Genomic DNA, 17,170 nt, shown 5'->3' on the forward strand with positions numbered 1-17,170 from the left:
GGGGCCGGCGGGCCCCCGCTCGACCGCCTCACCCCGTGCTGTTCTCCTCAGCGCCGTCCAGGCAGTCCGCCGGCGACGTGCCCGTGTCCGTCAGGGCCAGGCCCAGTGCCGCACGCTCGGTGACCCAGCGGGTCGGGCGGTGGCGCGGGTCACCCGTCGTGGCGTGCAGCGCCCGGTGCAGCTCCAGCATCCGGGCCGCGCCGATCCGGTCGCCCCAGGCCAGCGGGCCCACCGGGTAGCCGAGACCGGTCGTCACCGCCAGATCGATGTCGGCCGGGGTCGCCAGCGCGCGCTCCGCGATCGATGCCGAGACCGACACGATCGACGCGAGCAGCCGCTGTGCGACCGAGCCCGCCGTGTCCCGCACCACCGACACCGCGAACGGCTCGCCGCCGTCCGAGGCCCGGGCCAGTACCGCGCGGGCGTCCCGCGCAGCCGCCGGCTCCGCGGCCGGGGTCACGGCCAGCACCCGGCGGCGTCCGGCCGCCGGCAACGGGTCCACACCGAAGGTGCGCGCCGCGGGCAGCCCGTGCGCGGCCACCGCGGAAGCCACCGTGGTGCCCCAGACCGGGACCAGCACCAGCGCCCCGGCGGACGGTTCCGCGCCGGTCCCGACCGTGGCCCCCGCCGCGGTCAGAGCCTCCCGCAGCGCGGTGGCGTCTCGCTCCCCGGCCGGGGACGGGGCGACGACGTGCACCGGCCGGTCCGGGTCGCCGGTGACCGGCGCCTCAGCCGCGGGTGCGGCCGCCTCGGGACCGTACGGGAACCAGCCGCGTCCGGTCTTGCGCCCGTGCAGTCCTGCCGCCACGCGATTCGGGGTCAGATACGAGGGGCGGAGCCGGTCCTCGTAGCGGAAGCCCTCCCAGATCGAGTCGATGACCGCGGCGGTCACATCGAGTCCGGTGAGGTCCATCAGCTCGAACGGGCCCATCCGCAGGCCCAGCACGTCCCGCGCGATGCGGTCGATGCCCGCCGGGTCGGTGACCGTCTCCTCCAGTAGCGCGAGTGCTTCCGTCGCCAGTCCGCGCCCGGCGTGGTTGACGAGGAAGCCCGGGGTGTCGGCGACCGTCACCGCACGGTGTCCGCAGCTCTCCACGAGCGCGGTGAGCAGCGGCGGGATCTCCGGGCGCGTGGCGGCGCCGGGTACCACCTCGACGATCCGCATCAGCGGGACGGGGTTGAAGAAGTGCAGCCCGGCCAGGCGCGTCGGGTCCTTCAGCCCGGCGGCGATCCGGGTCACCGACAGCGAGGAGGTGTTGGTCGCGAGGACGGCCGAGGCGGGCAGCGCCTGCTCCAGCCTGCCGAAGACCTCCGTCTTGGTCGCCAGGTCCTCCCGTACGGCCTCGATGGCCAGCTCGACGTCCGGGCCCTCGGCCCACGGGTCGTCCAGCGGGATCACCCGGTCCACGGCGGCGGCCGCGTCCTCGGCGGACATCCGGCCCTTCTGCACGGCCCGTTCGAGCATGGTCCGTACGAACGCGGCTGCCTCCGTCACCGCCTGTGTCCGCACGTCGGACAGCTCGACGGTGTGTCCGCCGACGGCGGCCCACTGGGCGATGCCGCGGCCCATGGCTCCGGCGCCGACGATCCTGATACGCATGGTGGTCCTGGTCCTCTCGATGGGGTGGGTGGCTGGCGGACAGGTGGGTGCGGATCAGCGCAGGTACACGCGGTCCGGGTCGACATCCTCGCGCAGCAGCCGCAGTTCGTCCTCGGTCGGGGGCGGCACCTCGTCGACCGTGTCGGCGACCCGCAGGTCCCAGCCGGTCGCGGCCCGCACCTGCTCCACGGTGACGCCGGGCTGGACGGCGACCAGCCGCAGCTCCTCGCCCACGCCCTCGCGGGCCATGATGCCCAGTTCCGTGATGACCCGGGTGACACCGGCGCCCAGCGGCCGGATGCCCTCGGCGAGCGCACGGTCCGGGCCCGGGGTGGTGCAGAAGTCGAGCTCCGCCGGGAAGGAACGCGGGTGGTGACGGCGCATCACCACGAAGACCTCGCGGGAGTTGGCCATCACCTCGACGCCGCCGCCCGACCCGGGAAGCCGGACCGACGGGCTGTCCCAGTCGCCGATCACCGAGGTGTTGAGGTTGCCCCAGCGGTCGATCTGCGCGGCGCCCAGGAAGCCCACGTCGATGTGGCCGCCCTGGAGCACACAGCCGAAGAGCATGGGCATCGGGATCACCGCCTCAGCCCCCGTGATCAGCACCGCGTCGGCGATGGTCTCCGGTAGCTGCGAGGGATGGGCGCCGCAGACCCCGGACTCGTACACCACCTCGATGTCCGGGGCGACCGTCAGATGGGCCAGCTCGGTGGCGAGGGTCGGCAGACCGATCCCGGCGAACACGGTACGGCGCGCGGCCAGTTCGCGGGAGGCGACGACGGAGAGCAGTTCGGAGGAGGTGATGGTGTCCGGTGCGGTGATCGTCATGACCCGTTCCTTCTCGTGTCCCGTGGCCGTGGTTCCCCCGGACGTGTTCACAGCCGCCGCCCGTAGTTCACCGGCTCGCTGAACGCCTCGCCGACCGCGAGCCCCGCCCAGAACTCCTCGCCCAGCCTGTCGACGTACTCCGCGTGGTCCGCCGTCCCGCGCACCCACTCGTCCAGCCAGTCCTGGAGACGCTGCGGATCCTTGCTGATGTGCGACCAGGCCCGGTAGAAGGCGTTGTCCCGGTCGTAATACCCCTGAGCGAACGAGGGATGCGCCCCGCGCGGGCAGCAGACGACGGCGTCGACCGCGTGCGCGGGGACGAGCGTGCGGTTGGGGTCGGAGCGGATCACCTCGTCGTCGACGATCTCCTCCACGACGACGACCGCCTTGTCCGCCGCGTACACCGCCTCGGCCTGGACGCCGGTCAGCCCCCACATCTGGGTGTTGCCGCTGCGGTCGGCGCGCTGGGCGTGGATGATCGTCACGTCCGGGTTGACGGGCGGTACGACGTAGATCTGCTCGGGTTCGCCGTCCGGACCGGGGTACGGCGAAGTCACCCTGCGCAGATCGCTGTTGACGGACGGCAGATCGCTTCCGCCGTAGGAGCGCAGCGGGTAGAACGGCAGCCGCTGCGAACCGGCGAGATAGCGGCAGATCATTCCGTAGTGGCTGTACTCCTCGAAGGCGAGGGGCGCCGGGTCCGCGCTCTCCACCCGGCGGCGGAGCTCACCGAGCGAACCGGCCGACGAGTTGCCCACGAACGAGGAGACCAGCCGCGTCACACAGCCCGCGGCGATCATCTGGTCCACGACGATGTCCGCGGTCATCCGTACGACCGTGAGGTCGCGGCGGCCCTGTCGGATGATCTCGTGGCCCGCGGCGGTCGGGATGAGATGGGTGAAGCCTTCGAGACAGACGGTGGCTCCGTCGTGGACGAAGGAGGCGATCGCCGCCTTCATCGACATCGTCTTGTCTTTCCGGTCCGTCGTGGCCACGGTGCTCCTCTGCCTGTGCGGACGCGCGCGTCGCCCCACGGTGCCAGCGTCCATTGATCGCTGTCCAATACCGAATTAAGCTCGAATCAAGACGTCTGATTAATCAATGGGTGCTGAGGAAGGGGCGGGCATGGAGCTGCGTCATCTGTCCGCGTTCCTGGCCGTGGCCGAGGAGCTCCACTTCGGCCGGGCCGCCAGGCGGCTGCAGATGGCTCAGCCGCCGCTGAGCCAGCAGATCCGTCAGCTGGAGAAGGAGCTGGGGGTCCAGCTCTTCGAGCGCAACACCCGCTCCGTGCGCCTCACCAGTGCGGGGGAGTCGTTCCTCCAGCCGGTGCGGACCGTGCTCGACGACCTGGACACGGCCGTACGGGCCGTGAAGGCGGCCGGCCGCGGCGAGTACGGGCGGGTCAGCATCGGCTTCGCGGGTGCCTCCAGCCACGAGACGCTGCCCCGGCTGACCCGGGCGGTGCGCGCCGCCCACCCCGGGATCGAACTCGTCATGACCGGCCAGACCTACGCCAACGTCGCGCTGGCCCGGGTCGCGGACGGCTCGCTCGACCTGGGCTTCGTGCGCCTGCCGGTGACGCAGCCGGGCGTGACCTACCGGGTGATCGACGAGGAGGAGCTCGTGTGCGCGCTGCCCTCCGACCATCCGCTCGCCGCCCGGGACAGCGTTCCGATCGAGGTGCTGGCCGGGGAACCGTTCGTCTCGTTCCCCGCGAACACCGGCTCCACCGTGCGGGACGCGATGGTCGGGGCCTGCGAGGCCGCCGGATTCAATCCGAGGGTGGTCCAGGAGGCTCCCGACTCCTACACGATCCTGGCGCTGGTCGCCGCGGGCGTCGGGGTGACCCTCACCGTCACCTCCGTCCAGCACATCCAGCAGAGCGGCCTCGTCTACCGGCCGCTCGCCGGGCCGCCCATCAGGCGCCAGGCGGCGCTGGCCTGGCGGGACGACAACCCCTCAGCCGCCCTGCGCGCGGTACTCGCCGTCGCGGAGGAGGCGCTGCCGACGCCCACCCACGAGCCCGCACCCCATTGAGACGCACCGCGTCTTGAATCAGGGGGAACTGGATATTGGACCGACTCAGTCGGCGGGTGCGAGGGTCATGTCACACCCTTGTCCTCTCTGTCCCCGCCCGGAAAGGCCCCGCTGTGCCCGACCAGAACGATGTCGTGATCTGCGAACCGCTGCGCACCCCCATCGGCCGCTTCGGCGGAGCGTTCGCCGGGCAGACACCGGCCGCCCTCGCCGCACGCGTCATCGCCGAGGTCGTCGCCCGCACGGGGATCGACCCGGACCGGGTCGACGAGGTGATCCTCGGGCACGCCTATCCGTCCTCCGACGCCCCCGCCATCGGCCGGGTCGCCGCCCTGGACGCCGGGCTCCCGCAGTCCGTCACCGGCCTCCAGACCGACCGCCGCTGCGGCTCCGGGCTCCAGGCCGTCCTCGACGCGGCGATGCAGATCAGGGCCGGGTTCAGCGACGTCGTGATCGCCGGCGGCGTCGACGTGATGAGCGCCGCCCCGTACTACACGCACGACGGCCGCTGGGGCATCAAGGGCCCCGGCCTCCAGCTCCACGACTCGCTGGCCCGCGGCCGGGTCACCGCAGGCGGCGTCAGCCACCCGGTGCCCGGCGGCATGATCGAGACCGCCGAGAACCTCCGCCGGGAGTACGGCATCAGCCGCGCCGACCAGGACGCCCTCGCCCTGCGCTCGCAGCAGCGCGCCGGTCGCGCCATGGCCGAGGGCCGGTACGAGGCGGAGACCGTCCCCGTCACCGTACGCACGCGCAAGGGCGAAACGGTGGTCACCGCCGACGAGCACCCCCGCCCCGACACCACCGCCGAACAGCTCGCCGCGCTCCGCCCGATCCTGGGCAAGTCCGACCCGGACGCCACGGTCACCGCGGGCAACGCCAGCGGCCAGAACGACGCGGCGGCCGCCTGCCTGGTGACCAGCGCCGCCACCGCCGAACGCCTCGGCCTCACCCCGCTGGTCCGGCTGGTCTCCTTCGCCCGCGCCGGCGTGCCCGCCGCCACCATGGGCATCGGCCCCGTCCCCGCGACCCGGACCGCGCTCGCCCGCGCCGGGCTCACCCTCGCCGACCTCGACCTGATCGAGCTCAACGAAGCCTTCGCCGCCCAGGTGCTTGCCTGCACCCGGGAACTGGGCCTCGGCGACAAGGACCACGAGGAGCGGATCAACGTGAACGGCTCCGGCGTCTCGCTCGGCCACCCCGTCGGTGCCACCGGCGCCCGCATCCTGGCCACGCTCACCAGAGAACTGCACCGCCGCGAGGCCCGCTACGGCCTGGAGACCATGTGCATCGGCGGCGGCCAGGGCCTCGCCGCGGTCTTCGAGCGCATCGCCTGACACGGTGGACGCACAGGCGCCGTGACGCCGGCACGCACCACGGCTCCGCACCCGGGCAGGGGTGCGGAGCCGTATGCCGTGCGGGGCCTCAGCCGATCGCCATCTTGTTGATCCAGCCCCCTCCGCTCTTGCTCACGATCTCCGTGCCGGAACCGGCCATCTCGGTCCGGGAACCGGCGTAGAAGCGGACCGCGCCGTCGGTGCGGAGCGTCCAGATGTCCGGGATGTTGTCGCCGTTCGCGTCGGGCGTGCCGAACAGGAACCGGATGTTGCTGCTGCCCCACCCCGAGGCTCCGTACTGGTCGTCCACCCCGTTCGCCGAGTTGACGGCCGCCGCGAGGGAGGTGAGGTCGACCCCGCTGCCCGAAGCGGCCGGCTTGCCGGTGCGCAGCAGGAGTCGGCTGGAGACATCCGTCCGGTAGATCAGGTCGGTGATTCCGTCGCCGGTGATGTCCTGGACGCTGACGATGTCGCGCTCGGTCCACGGAGAGCTGGAGAGCCGGACGGCTTGCTCGATGCTGGCGCCGTTGTAGCCGGTGAAGGCCCAGATCGCGTCGCCGACGGTGAGGAAGAAGTCGGTCTTCCCGTCTCCGGTGGCGTCCCCGGCCGCCACGATCTGGGTGATCGTGGCGGGGGCGGGCGCGTTCGACGGCAGTAGCACCCGCTGGCGCTTGTCGATGTTGACGGCGCCGTAGCCGTCGCCCGGGTAGACCCACAGGGCGTTCTCGCGGACGGCCACGAGATCCTGGAGCCCGTCACCGCCGTAGAAGTCACCGAGGTGGGTGATCAGGGTGTTCTTCCAGTACCCGGAGGGTGCGGCGGCGTAGGGGGGAAGGCCGTCGTCTCCGTTGGGGTCCTTGGCGGGGTTGCCTCGGTAGGCGCCCGACATGGAGTAGTCGAGATCACCGGTGCCCTTGGCCAGGTCCGTCGAGGACTCGGACGGGTAGAGGCGCAGATTTCCGTTGCCGTCGACCACCATCAGGTCGGGCCGCCGGTCACCGGTGAAGTCGCCCGGTGCGTCGGCCTTGTCTCTCGGGGTCACGTAGAAGAAGTACTTGAGCGGCTGGGACACGTTCCCGGCGTCGTCCACCGCACGCACGTAGAGCACGTTCGGCCCGGCGAGCGGCGGCTTCACGTTCGACACCGGGGTCGTCGTGGTGGTCGCGGCTCCGTTGGTGCGGTTGACCGAGAAGGGGTACGAGGCCTGGTTGAAGCCGTACTCGTAGCGGACCACGTCCGTCTGCCGGGCCCGGAAGGTGAAGGCGCCGGCCGTACCGAAGGTGACCGTGCTCCACTTCGAGTCCTCGGAGTCGTTCGCGAAGCCGTTGTCGGAGGCGTCGGCGTCCGGAAACTGCGTCGAGGACGCGAGCGGTGGCGACGGCTTCGAGGAGTCGTACACGAAGCGGCACGGGATCTTGGTGTGCGAGTAGGCGGAGGTGGCGCCGTACTTGTCGACCGACTTGGCACGCCACGAGTACGTCGAGCCGTTGACCAGCTTCAGACCGGTGCTGCCCGTCGGGAACGGGTCGGTGTGCACACGCGCCGAGCTGTTCTGGCTGCCGACCGACACCTTGCCCTTGCTGCCGAGGAGGTTGGACGTGCTCCCGCCCGTCGGCCACAGCTCGAAGTTCACGGAGGCGAGGTTGCCGTCCTTGTCGGAGCTGTTGGCCCAGAAGGTCAGCGACGACGCGCCGACGTTGATGTACGGCGACGTGGTGTCACAGCTCAGATCCGGGTCGAGGTCGAGGCTGCTCGGGGTGGCCGGCGGACGGTTGTACGACAGATCGACGTACGGGTCGTTGCCGCCGTTGGCCTGGAACTTCTTCCACGAGTACTGGGAGTTCTCGTCGGAGGCGCGCATGCCGATCGTCATCGTCTTCCACCCGCCCGCGACGGCCTTCTTGGCGCTGTCCTTGACGTCGAAGACCACGTACTCGTCGGGGCACGAGCCGGACTTCCAGCCGTGCGCGAAGCTCCCTCCGCCGATCTTGTTGCCGCTGTTCATGGTGGGGGCGTTCTTCCAGTTCGTCTTCGAACTGATCGGCCCGGTGAGATGAACAGTCATGCTGCGGGCACTGCACGACCAGGAGTACGTCTCCAGGGCGCGCAACTTGGCGCTGTGCACCGTGGAGCCCTTGAGGTCCGCATCCCAGTCGATGCTGAAGAAGGACCGTGAGGTGCCCCAGGTGTCGGACTCGAAGCCGACGCGGGCCTCGTCGGTGCCGCCCCGGTTGAAGTTCTTGCCGTTGTAGAAGGTGGCGGTGGGGTGGCGGCTGTAGGCGGTCGTCCAGTCGTTGGTGTGCTTCTTGATCGACGGGTCGACGAAGACGGGGTACACGGTCGTCGGGGCGGCGAGAAACGCCTGGTCGGGGCTGAACACCCAGGTGCCGGCGTCCAGGTCGACGTCGACGAGCGAGCCGTGCGAGTCGGGCTGCGGGCCGTTGACGCCGGACAGCGAGAGTGTGGCCGCGGCGCCGGTTTGGGAGGGCAGCGGGCTCGGCTCCGGCGGTACGGGCGGTGAAGTGCCCTCCATCTCGGCGACGACCGACGGATCGGCGGCCTCGTCGGTCGCCTCGGGCAGCGCCTCCGGGAGGGGGTCCTCCTGGTCGGTGTCCGCCATCTGGTCGGTCGGCTCGGGCGATTCGGACGGCTCCTCGTCCGGGGTGCCGGTGGCCTCCGCCTCGGAGGGGATGACCTCGGGGGCGGTCGGCGACGCGCTGCTGCCCGCCTGGCCGTCGGTGAGCGCCGGGGTGCCGGCGCTGTCCCACATCAGCGGGGTCGGCGCCTCCGCGACGTCGACGCCTTCCGTGTCGACGGCCGAGACGATGCCGGTGACCGGGTCGAGTGCGAAGTCCAGGTCGGGGGAGCTGAGTCCGTACGCCAGGCGTGCCACGCGCGGGTCGGTGGCCGCCTGACGGTTCTTGACGACGAGGAGCTGTGCGAACCCGCCGTCGGCCGCCGTCAGGACGAGGTCGGCGCCGGGCAGGATCTCCGGGTACAGGGCGCGCGGCCCGTCGATGACGGGGGTGGGCACGGCATCCGGCCAGGTCAGCACGATGTCGTGACCGTCCACCGAGAGCGTCACCAGCGGGTTCGCGGTGGCATCCGTGGCGGCGACGGCATCGCCGAGCAGGGGGACCCGGCGGGGAGCGGAGCGGTCGGCGTGCTGGGCGGCGCGATCACCCGCACCACCACCGGCACGGGCGCCGGAACCCGCGGCGCCCTTGGCGCCCGTACGACCGTGTGCGCCCGACGGCTTGCCCGCACCGCCCGAGAAGACCATGCCCACGTTGGTCGCCCTGGGAGCCCAACCGCCTTCCACCCGGCGCAGATCCCTGTCCACGGCCTTCCAGACCCCGTCCACCCGGGCCCGGATCGGGCTGGCGTGGATCCGGCGTTGGAGCAGTCCGTCCGGGCGTGCCCAGGTCGTCGCGTACGCGGTGCGCAGCGCGGTCGCTTCGACGGCCTTGCCGGTCTTCCTGGCCCTCGCGGCGGCATCGGCTTCCGCCAGCGGCGCCCGGTGAGCCTCGGAGGGGCGGCGTGGCTGATCCGCCCGGTCGGTGCCGTTCAGCGCCACGACCGTGAGGCAGGACGCCGCGATGGCAGCGGCGGCGACGGCCGCGACGGGCCGGCGAGCGGGCGAGCGGCGCCAGCGGCGCCATCGGCTCGGCATGAGAATTCCCTTTCCCCCTGTGAAACAGCTGTGAAAGCTGCGACAACAGCCGACAGATCATGGCTCACCGCCCGGTGGCCGTCACCGTCGTCGCGGTGCGGGTGCCGTCGGACGGTGTGCCGCGCCCCGCGCCGCCCCACGGCCAGGAATCGGCCCGATCCGACGCCCCGGGCGAGCGCACGAGTGCTGAAATCGGTACACAACAGGACGTGTGTAGGGGGCATTTGGTAAGGCCGGTGCCGGAGTGGGTGACAGGTCCCAAAGGTGCCGCAGATGCCCATGGGCGTGATCGGCGGCATAGGTGGTTCTTTGCCGTAACTGACGATATGGACAACCGTTTTGCATTTGTGGTGATGATCACATGGTCACGTACCGTCTGGTTTTTCTTCACAAGTGGCGCACAGAATCAGGCCGTTCGCTGGCCGCACCCGCGCACTGTCCGGGTGCGGCCTTCTGTCGCCCGGGGGGACCTCGTCCGTGCCTGCTTTCGTGTCCGTGTGCCGTGCTCGCCTGCGCTCCGCGGTGGTGCCCGTGGTCGGCGCGGCCCTGCTTGTGGGGCTGCTGCCCTTCACGGCCGCAGCCCAGCCGCCAGATCCCGAATCTGCCGAAGTCGCGCGCGACGACGTCTCGTTGTTGGAGATCCCGGCTGAGCAGCTGGTCGACGGCGGTACGCACAACGCCGGGCTCGACAGCATCGAGACCTCTCCGCCCGCCAACCTGGAGCAGGCCCCGGCCGGCACCGTCATTCCGCCCACGGGCGGCACCGGATCGATCACCTTCGGCGCCGAGGGCGTCCGGCAGGCCGGCGCGCGGTCCGCCGTCGGCACAGCCGCTCTCGAGCCCGTCGGCACCCTGCCCGTGAAGATCGGTCAGGCTCCCGGCGCCGCTTCGCCCACCGGCACCTGGCAGGTCGGCGTCTCCCCGCGCACCGCCCCCGAGGCCGATGGCATCGACGGCGCGCTCGTCACGGTCACCGCCCCCGCCACCGGCTCGGTACCCGTCTCGGTGCAGCTCGACTACAAGGCGTACCAGAACCTCTACGGCGCCGACTGGGCCTCCCGGCTCACCTTTGTGCAGTTCCCCGAGTGCTACCGCACCACGCCCGACGTCGAGGAGTGCCAGGCCTACGAGGAGCTGGAGACGGTCAACGACACCGGCACCAAGACCCTGACAGCCACCGTCGACCCCGCCGCCGACGGCACCGTGACGCCCGCGTCGGCGACCGCGTCCCCGAAGGCCGGTACCGGCACGGTCCAGGCCGCATACCGCACCGGCGCCCGCCAGGCGGCCGCCGGCGGTGACAGCGCCGTGGTCGGCGCCGTCGACTCCGGCGCGGGTGAGAGCGGCTCCTTCAAGGCGACGCCGCTGGAGTCCAACGGCAAGTGGTCGGCGGGCAGCTCGTCCGGTGCCTTCACCTGGTCGTATCCGATCGACGTTCCGCCCACGCCCGCGGGTCCCGCACCGGAGATCTCCTTCGACTACAACTCGCAGAGCGTGGACGCGAAGACATCCACCTCCTCGCCGCAGGCGTCGTGGATCGGTGAGGGCTGGGACTACAACCCGGGCTACATCGAACGCCGCTACCGCACCTGCAAGGACGACCGTGAGGACATCGCGGCCGGAGCCCCCAACAACACGGCGAAGAAGGCCAAGACCTCCGACCTGTGCTGGGTCTCCTACAACGCCGTGATGTCGCTCGGCGGCGCCACGACCGAACTGGTCCGCATCGGCGAGACCGACCGCTACCGCCCGCAGCAGGACGACGGCACCCGCGTCGAGCTGAAGACGGGCGCCACCAACGGCGACAACAACGGCGAGTACTGGGTCGTCACCAAGCGGGACGGCACCGTCTACACCTACGGTCTCAACAAGATCGGCGGCGGTCACGAGGACACCCAGTCCGTCTTCACCGTCCCCGTCTTCGGGAACCACCCCGGCGAGCCCTGCCACGCGGCCGCCTTCGCCGACTCACGCTGCCAGGGCGACACCACCAAGCAGCAGGCATGGCACTGGGGCCTGGACAAGGTCACCGACGTCAACGGCAACGTCATGGTCGTCAACTGGCACCAGTCGACGAACTACTACGCCGTCAACAAGAAGTTCAAGACGCCCGAGAAGTACGTCCGCGGCGGTCTGCCCGACTCGGTCGAGTACGGGCTGCGCGAGGGCGCCCTCGGTGCCACCCCGGCCGCGAAGATCGACTTCCTGCTCCAGCAGCGCTGCCTCCAGGACGCCACCGTCTGCGACTCGGCGAAGTTCGACGACACCAAGAACCCCGCCTCCTACCGCCCGTGGTGGGACAGTCCCGGCAACCTCAACTGCAAGAGCGACTCCAAGCTGTGCCCCGCCTTCCCGTCCTTCTGGAACCGGCTGCGGCTCGGCGGCATCACCACCTACGCCCAGCGCCCCGGCGTCGCGGGCCTGTCCAAGGTCGACACCTATCTGCTCGACCAGTCCTTCCCTCGCGACTGGTACGACACCTCGCCCGGCCTGTGGCTCAACTCCATCCAGCACTACGGCTTCCGCCCCGGTGACACCAGCGGCACGCTGCTCACCAAGTCCGGCGTCAGCTTCCAGCCGTACGTCGTCGGCACCGGCTCCGCGCACCCCCTCAGCACGTATCTGAAGGACCAGCAACTGCCCAACCTGGTGCCCCGCGACTCCTCCGACCCGCGCCCCGGCTTCACCCGGCCGCGCATCGGCGCTGTCGCCACCGAACACGGCGCCGACATCGAGGTGACCTACAAGGGCGGTTGCCGTGTGCAGCCCGATGTGGCGCCCGAGGACAACCACGGCACCTGCTTCCCGGTCCGCTGGTCGCCCGACGCGGAGGTCGAGAAGCCCGCGCTGGCCTGGTTCAACAAGTACGTCGTCCACACCGTGACCGAGACCGACCGGATCACCGGCGTCTCCGCCCGGATCTCGACGCGCTATGACTACTCGGGCGCTGCTTGGGGCAAGAGCGACGACGAGTTCAGCAAGCCCGCTCTGCGCACCTACAGCGAGTGGCGCGGCTACCAGCAGGTGGCCACGTCGAAGGGCAACAAGATCTCTCCGGCCCCCGGCCGCCCGCAGACCCAGTCCTACTCGGTCACCCGCTACTTCCGCGGCGCCGGCGGCCCGGTCAAGGACTCCACCGGCACCGTGACCCTGGCCGCGGACGACATCGCCCCCTACGCGGGCATGACCGCCGAGACCATCGCGTACACCGGGACCGGCGGCAAGATCGCCAGCCGGGTCCTCAACCGGCCCTGGGCCAAACAGACCGCCTCCCGTGAGCGCGGGGGCGGCCTCGCGCCGCTGACCGCGTACCGCAGCGGCTTCGAACGCAGCGACACCTTGCAGACCCTCGGCAGCAGCTGGCAGGGCGTGCGCACCACCACCGTCGTCGACGACACCTACGGACTGCCGCAGCAGGTCGAGTCGGCCGTGGTCAAGCCCGACGGCACCGGCGGTGAGACCCTCAGCGACCAGACCTGCTCCAAGACGTCCTACGTGGTCAATGAGGCGGCCAACCTCGTCGGCCTGCCCAAGGAGATCCGCACCACCTCCACCTCCTGCGCCGGCCACGCCACCGCCGACCCGGCCACCCAGGTGATGAGCGCGGTCCGCACCAGCTACGACGACGGGGCCTGGGGCGCGGCGCCGGTCAAGGGCCTGGCCACCACCACGGCGACGCTCGACGACGACGGCTCCGCCTACTCGATCGTCCACACCAACACCTTCGACCCGCTGGGCCGGGTGCGGAAGATCACCGACCCGCTCAAGGGCGTCTCGGAGACCCAGTACACCCCCGGCGACACCGGCGGCCCCGTCACCGCGATCAAGAAGATCAACCAGAAGGGGCACGCCTCCACCACCACCCTCGATCCGGGCCGCGGCCTGGCCCTCTCGGTCACCGATGCCAACGGGCACGTCTCGCGCATGGAGTACGACGCGTTCGGCCGCCTGGTGAAGGGCTGGTCGGCCGACGCCGCGACGCCCGACGTCCTCATCGACTACCAGATGGCGACCGCCACTCCGACCGTCACCCGGCCCACCGCCGTCACCGTCCGCTCCCTCAAGGACAACGGCAGCTACAGCCGCCAGGTGACCGTCTACGACGGGCTGATGCGCCCCGTACAGACGCAGGACGAGGCCCACGGCCCCGGCCGGATCATCCAGGACACACGCTACGACGACCACGGTCTCGTCTCCGAGCAGACCGGCTCCTACCTCGCCAAGGGCGAGCCCGAGACCGGCCAGTTCAAGCGGGTCAGCGACACCCTGGTGCCCAACCTGGTGCGCAACACCTATGACGGCCTCGGCCGCCCGGTGCGCAAGACCACCGTGCAAAGCGGCAGCGCCGTCTGGTACGACAGCGTCGAGTACGGCGACAACTGGACCATCTCCCGCCCAGCCGGCGGCGCCACCCCCGCCGTGCGCGCCTACTCGGACGCGCGCGGCCGGATCACCCGCGTCGACCACTCCACCAACCGCACCCAGGACGAGTGGCGCACCACCAGGTACTCCTTCGACGCCCGGGGCAACCGCAGCCGGATCGAGGACCACGCGGGCAACCTCTGGACGTACACCTACAACACCCGCGGACTGCTGGCCTCCGCAACCGACCCCGACATCGGCAGCGCTTCCTTCACCTACGACGCGCTCGGCCGGCAGGCATCCGCCACCGACTCGCGCCACCAGACCACGTACACCGAGTACGACGCCATCGGCCGTGTGCTGAAGGTCCGCCAGGGCTCCGCGACCGCCGACCCGGTCAAGTCCTTCACCTACGACCTGCCGGGAGCGCTCGGCAAGGCGGCGAGCTCCACCCGCCACGAGGCCGGCGCCGACTGGACCGACCGGATCACCGCCTACGACGACAAGTACCGCCCGACCACCCGCGAGATCGTCGTCCCGGCCCAGGCCGGGCCCAAGCTCGCGGGTACCTACACCTACCGCTACGCGTACACCGAAGGCGGTAAACAGCTCTCCGTCAGTGTGCCAGCCATCGGGGGTCTGGCCGCCGAGAAGGTCATCACCCGCTACAACGAGGACGGTCTCGCCGAGTCCACCTCCGGCCTGAGCTGGTACACCTCAGACGTCACCTACTCCGCGTACGGCGAGCCCCTGCGGACCGTCAGCGGACCCCAGCCCTACCGGGTGTGGACCACCAACTTCATCAACCAGGAGACGGGCCGCCTCCAGCGGACCGTCTGGGACCGTGAGACCGCGTCCTCGCACCGGATCTCCGACTCCTACTACTCCTGGGACCGTGCGGGCAACCTCACATCGGCGGCCCGCAAGCAGACCGACGGCACCGCGTCCGCCTGGGACAACCAGTGCTTCACCTACGACTACCTCGGTGAGCTGGTCCACGCCTGGACCTCCGGCCTCGCCGTGACCGCCGCCACCGGCTGCAAGTCCGCGTCCGGCACCGCCTGGGGCTACCGCAGCGACGGCCAGAGCAGCGCCGGACCCGTCGCCGAGGCACCGGACGCCGTCACCGACGCCGCCGCGCCCGACGCCGAGATGCAGGCGTCCCTCGACGCCGCGGCCCCCGCCGCCGGGTCGGTCGCGACCACCGCCGACTCCTACTACCAGTCCTTCACCTTCGACGCCGTCGGCAACCGGGCGTCGCTCACCGACCGCGCCCCGGCCAACCCGGCCCTGGACCTCCGTACCACCTACGCCTACGGCAAGACCGTGACGGGCAACGGCACCAGCGCCCCCACCCTCACCCAGCCCCATCTGCTCACCAGTGTCGACCGGCCCACCGGCACCGACCCCACGTACGTCAACGACGCCACCGGCAACACCACCGAGCGCCACCTCACCGGCGGCGACCAGATCCTGGACTGGAACGCCGAGAACAAGCTCGCCTCGGTCACCGGCACGGGCGACGGCGCCGGGCCGATCACCGGCCTGAACGGCAAGTGCGTCGACCTCCAGAGCAACGCCCTCACCGACGGCACCCCGATCCAGCTCCACGGCTGCAACAGCACGCCAGCGCAGGCGTGGCAGACCACCGGCGACACGCTGCGCATCAGCGGCAAGTGCGCCACCGTCAACGGCGTCCTCGTCCAACTCGCCGTCTGCAACGGCAGCACCGCGCAGAAGTTCACCCTGCGCGCCTCGGACAAGGCGTTCGTCCACGCCGCGACCGGCAAGTGCCTGGCCGTGCCCGGCGCCACCGACGCCGACGGCACCGACCTCCAGGTCGCCACCTGCGCCACCGGCGCCGCCCAGCAGTGGGCGCTCGCCGACCGCACCACGTATGTCTACGACACCGGCGGCAACCGCATCCTGCAGAAGTCCGCGGCCGGCACCACCCTGTTCCTGGGCGAGACCGAGGTCAGCACGGACGCCAAGGGCAATCTGCTCAAGGCCAGCCGGATCTACCAGCATCCCGGCGCCCCCTCCGTCGTCCGCGTCAGCAAGAACGGCTCCTCCACGCACGTGCTGAGCGTGCTGCTCAACGACACCGTCGGCACGGCCACCACCTCCGTGGAGCAGAGCACCGGCCAGCCCGTCACCCGCCGCTCCTTCAAGCCGTACGGTGAGGTGCGCGGCACCCGGCCCGTGACCTGGCCCAACGCCCGCAGCTACCTGGGCACCGGCGTCGACGACACCTACTCCGGACTCACCCACCTCGGCGCCCGCGAGTACGACCAGTCGACCGGACGATTCCTCTCCGCCGACCCCGTGGTCGACTTCGCGGACCCGCTCCAGATCAACGGCTACGCCTACGCCAACAACAACCCGATCACCAAGAGCGACCCCGACGGACTCCAGCCCGCCGAGTGCTGGGAAGGCACCGCCGTCTGCCGCGGCGGACGCATCATCAGAATCAAGAACGACAACGTGAAGCCGACCAAGGCGCTCACGGAGACGAAGGTCACCCAGGGCAACAAGACCTACCGCGTCATCTACGACGACCGAGGCGTCCCGCACACCGTGGGCTCGCCAGGAAAGATCAAGTCGGAGCGCGTCGCGATCGAGTTCATGAACGAGGACCTGCGCACGTCGCTCGACCTGTACGACCCGAAGACGGGCAACGGCAGCGAGTACCTCTGGCAGGACGACAACGCAGTGCTCCCCAAGAAGGGCCTGGTCCACGACGCGAACGGCAACCACCGCGTGGCCGGCGCCACCGCCGACTTCATCAAGGTCACCTGGAAGAACGGCAAGATCGTGGACGTCGAGACCTGGGACGCCAACGAGTCCACGCAAGCCGTCAACGGGAAGTCCCTCGACAGCATCGAGAAGACCATCAACAACAAGCTCGACATCGAGGGCAAGAAACAGAGCCAGAAGGTCGTCTTCGTCGCCCACAGCATGGAACAGGCCGAGGCCGTCCGGGACAGGTTCGTCGGCAATGCCAACGTCCGAGTGATCTTCGCCGGGGACGGGAAACCGGGATCGGTCTTCTTCGACACCCACGCGTCGGGCGGGTTCCGCGGCGGCGGCGCCCCGGCGACCGGCCGGGCCGGTGGCCGCGGTAGCGAGACCGGTAGCGGCAAGCGCGGCGGCGGCCTCGGCGGCAAGGTGATGAACGGGGCCGGAATCCTCGGCGACCTGGCGTTCATCTGGGAAGGCTGGAAGACGCTGGAACGGGGCTGCGACGACGTCGTCGTCTCCTGCGGCCCCCCGCCGACCGCCTGACCTTCGCGGCCTGCCAAGGTGGGCCGCGCACCGCACCACACGACC

The 17,170-nt window shown here is 70.8% G+C and carries 7 protein-coding genes; 3 read left to right on the plus strand and 4 right to left on the minus strand.

The features are described 5' to 3' along the window. Positions 1 to 28: 28 nt before the first annotated feature. Genes SH922_RS32370 through SH922_RS32380 form a run of 3 tightly spaced genes read right to left on the minus strand, consistent with a single transcriptional unit; the run spans position 29 to position 3,396 of the window. Positions 29 to 1,600, minus strand: a complete 1,572-nt coding sequence (locus SH922_RS32370) for a 3-hydroxyacyl-CoA dehydrogenase (protein ID WP_393062098.1) — start codon at positions 1,598 to 1,600, stop codon at positions 29 to 31. 54 nt (positions 1,601 to 1,654) lie between these two features. Beyond that, positions 1,655 to 2,431, minus strand: coding sequence for a CoA-transferase subunit beta (locus tag SH922_RS32375; RefSeq protein ID WP_393062099.1), 777 nt, complete (start codon positions 2,429 to 2,431; stop codon positions 1,655 to 1,657). 47 nt (positions 2,432 to 2,478) lie between these two features. Next, positions 2,479 to 3,396 (minus strand): CoA transferase subunit A, encoded by a 918-nt coding sequence (locus SH922_RS32380; RefSeq protein WP_393063751.1) that lies wholly within the window; start codon positions 3,394 to 3,396, stop codon positions 2,479 to 2,481. A 160-nt stretch (positions 3,397 to 3,556) separates the two neighbouring features. On the opposite strand from SH922_RS32380, the gene SH922_RS32385 reads away from it, so the two are divergent. After that, complete coding sequence (locus SH922_RS32385) at positions 3,557 to 4,468, plus strand: LysR substrate-binding domain-containing protein (protein ID WP_393062100.1); 912 nt, start codon at positions 3,557 to 3,559, stop codon at positions 4,466 to 4,468. Positions 4,469 to 4,581: 113 nt separating this feature from the next. Then, complete coding sequence (locus tag SH922_RS32390; RefSeq protein WP_393062101.1) at positions 4,582 to 5,805, plus strand: acetyl-CoA C-acetyltransferase; 1,224 nt, start codon at positions 4,582 to 4,584, stop codon at positions 5,803 to 5,805. Positions 5,806 to 5,893: 88 nt separating this feature from the next. On the opposite strand, the gene SH922_RS32395 is transcribed toward SH922_RS32390, so the two are convergent. Continuing rightward, positions 5,894 to 9,478, minus strand: coding sequence for a DNRLRE domain-containing protein (locus SH922_RS32395; RefSeq protein ID WP_393062102.1), 3,585 nt, complete (start codon positions 9,476 to 9,478; stop codon positions 5,894 to 5,896). 477 nt (positions 9,479 to 9,955) lie between these two features. On the opposite strand from SH922_RS32395, the gene SH922_RS32400 reads away from it, so the two are divergent. Further along, positions 9,956 to 17,125 (plus strand): ricin-type beta-trefoil lectin domain protein, encoded by a 7,170-nt coding sequence (locus tag SH922_RS32400; RefSeq protein ID WP_393062103.1) that lies wholly within the window; start codon positions 9,956 to 9,958, stop codon positions 17,123 to 17,125. Positions 17,126 to 17,170: the final 45 nt, after the last annotated feature.

The sequence above is a fragment of the Streptomyces sp. LN549 genome (assembly GCF_043203805.1).
Taxonomy (GTDB): domain Bacteria; phylum Actinomycetota; class Actinomycetes; order Streptomycetales; family Streptomycetaceae; genus Streptomyces.

Excerpts from the sequence above, each read along its gene's own strand:
- SH922_RS32380 (WP_393063751.1), bottom strand. The coding sequence starts at position 3,396 with ATGTCGATGAAGGCGGCGATCGCCTCCTTCGTCCACGACGGAGCCACC.
- SH922_RS32370 (WP_393062098.1), bottom strand. The coding sequence starts at position 1,600 with ATGCGTATCAGGATCGTCGGCGCCGGAGCCATGGGCCGCGGCATCGCC.
- SH922_RS32385 (WP_393062100.1), top strand. The coding sequence starts at position 3,557 with ATGGAGCTGCGTCATCTGTCCGCGTTCCTGGCCGTGGCCGAGGAGCTC.
- SH922_RS32375 (WP_393062099.1), bottom strand. The coding sequence starts at position 2,431 with ATGACGATCACCGCACCGGACACCATCACCTCCTCCGAACTGCTCTCC.
- SH922_RS32395 (WP_393062102.1), bottom strand. The coding sequence starts at position 9,478 with ATGCCGAGCCGATGGCGCCGCTGGCGCCGCTCGCCCGCTCGCCGGCCC.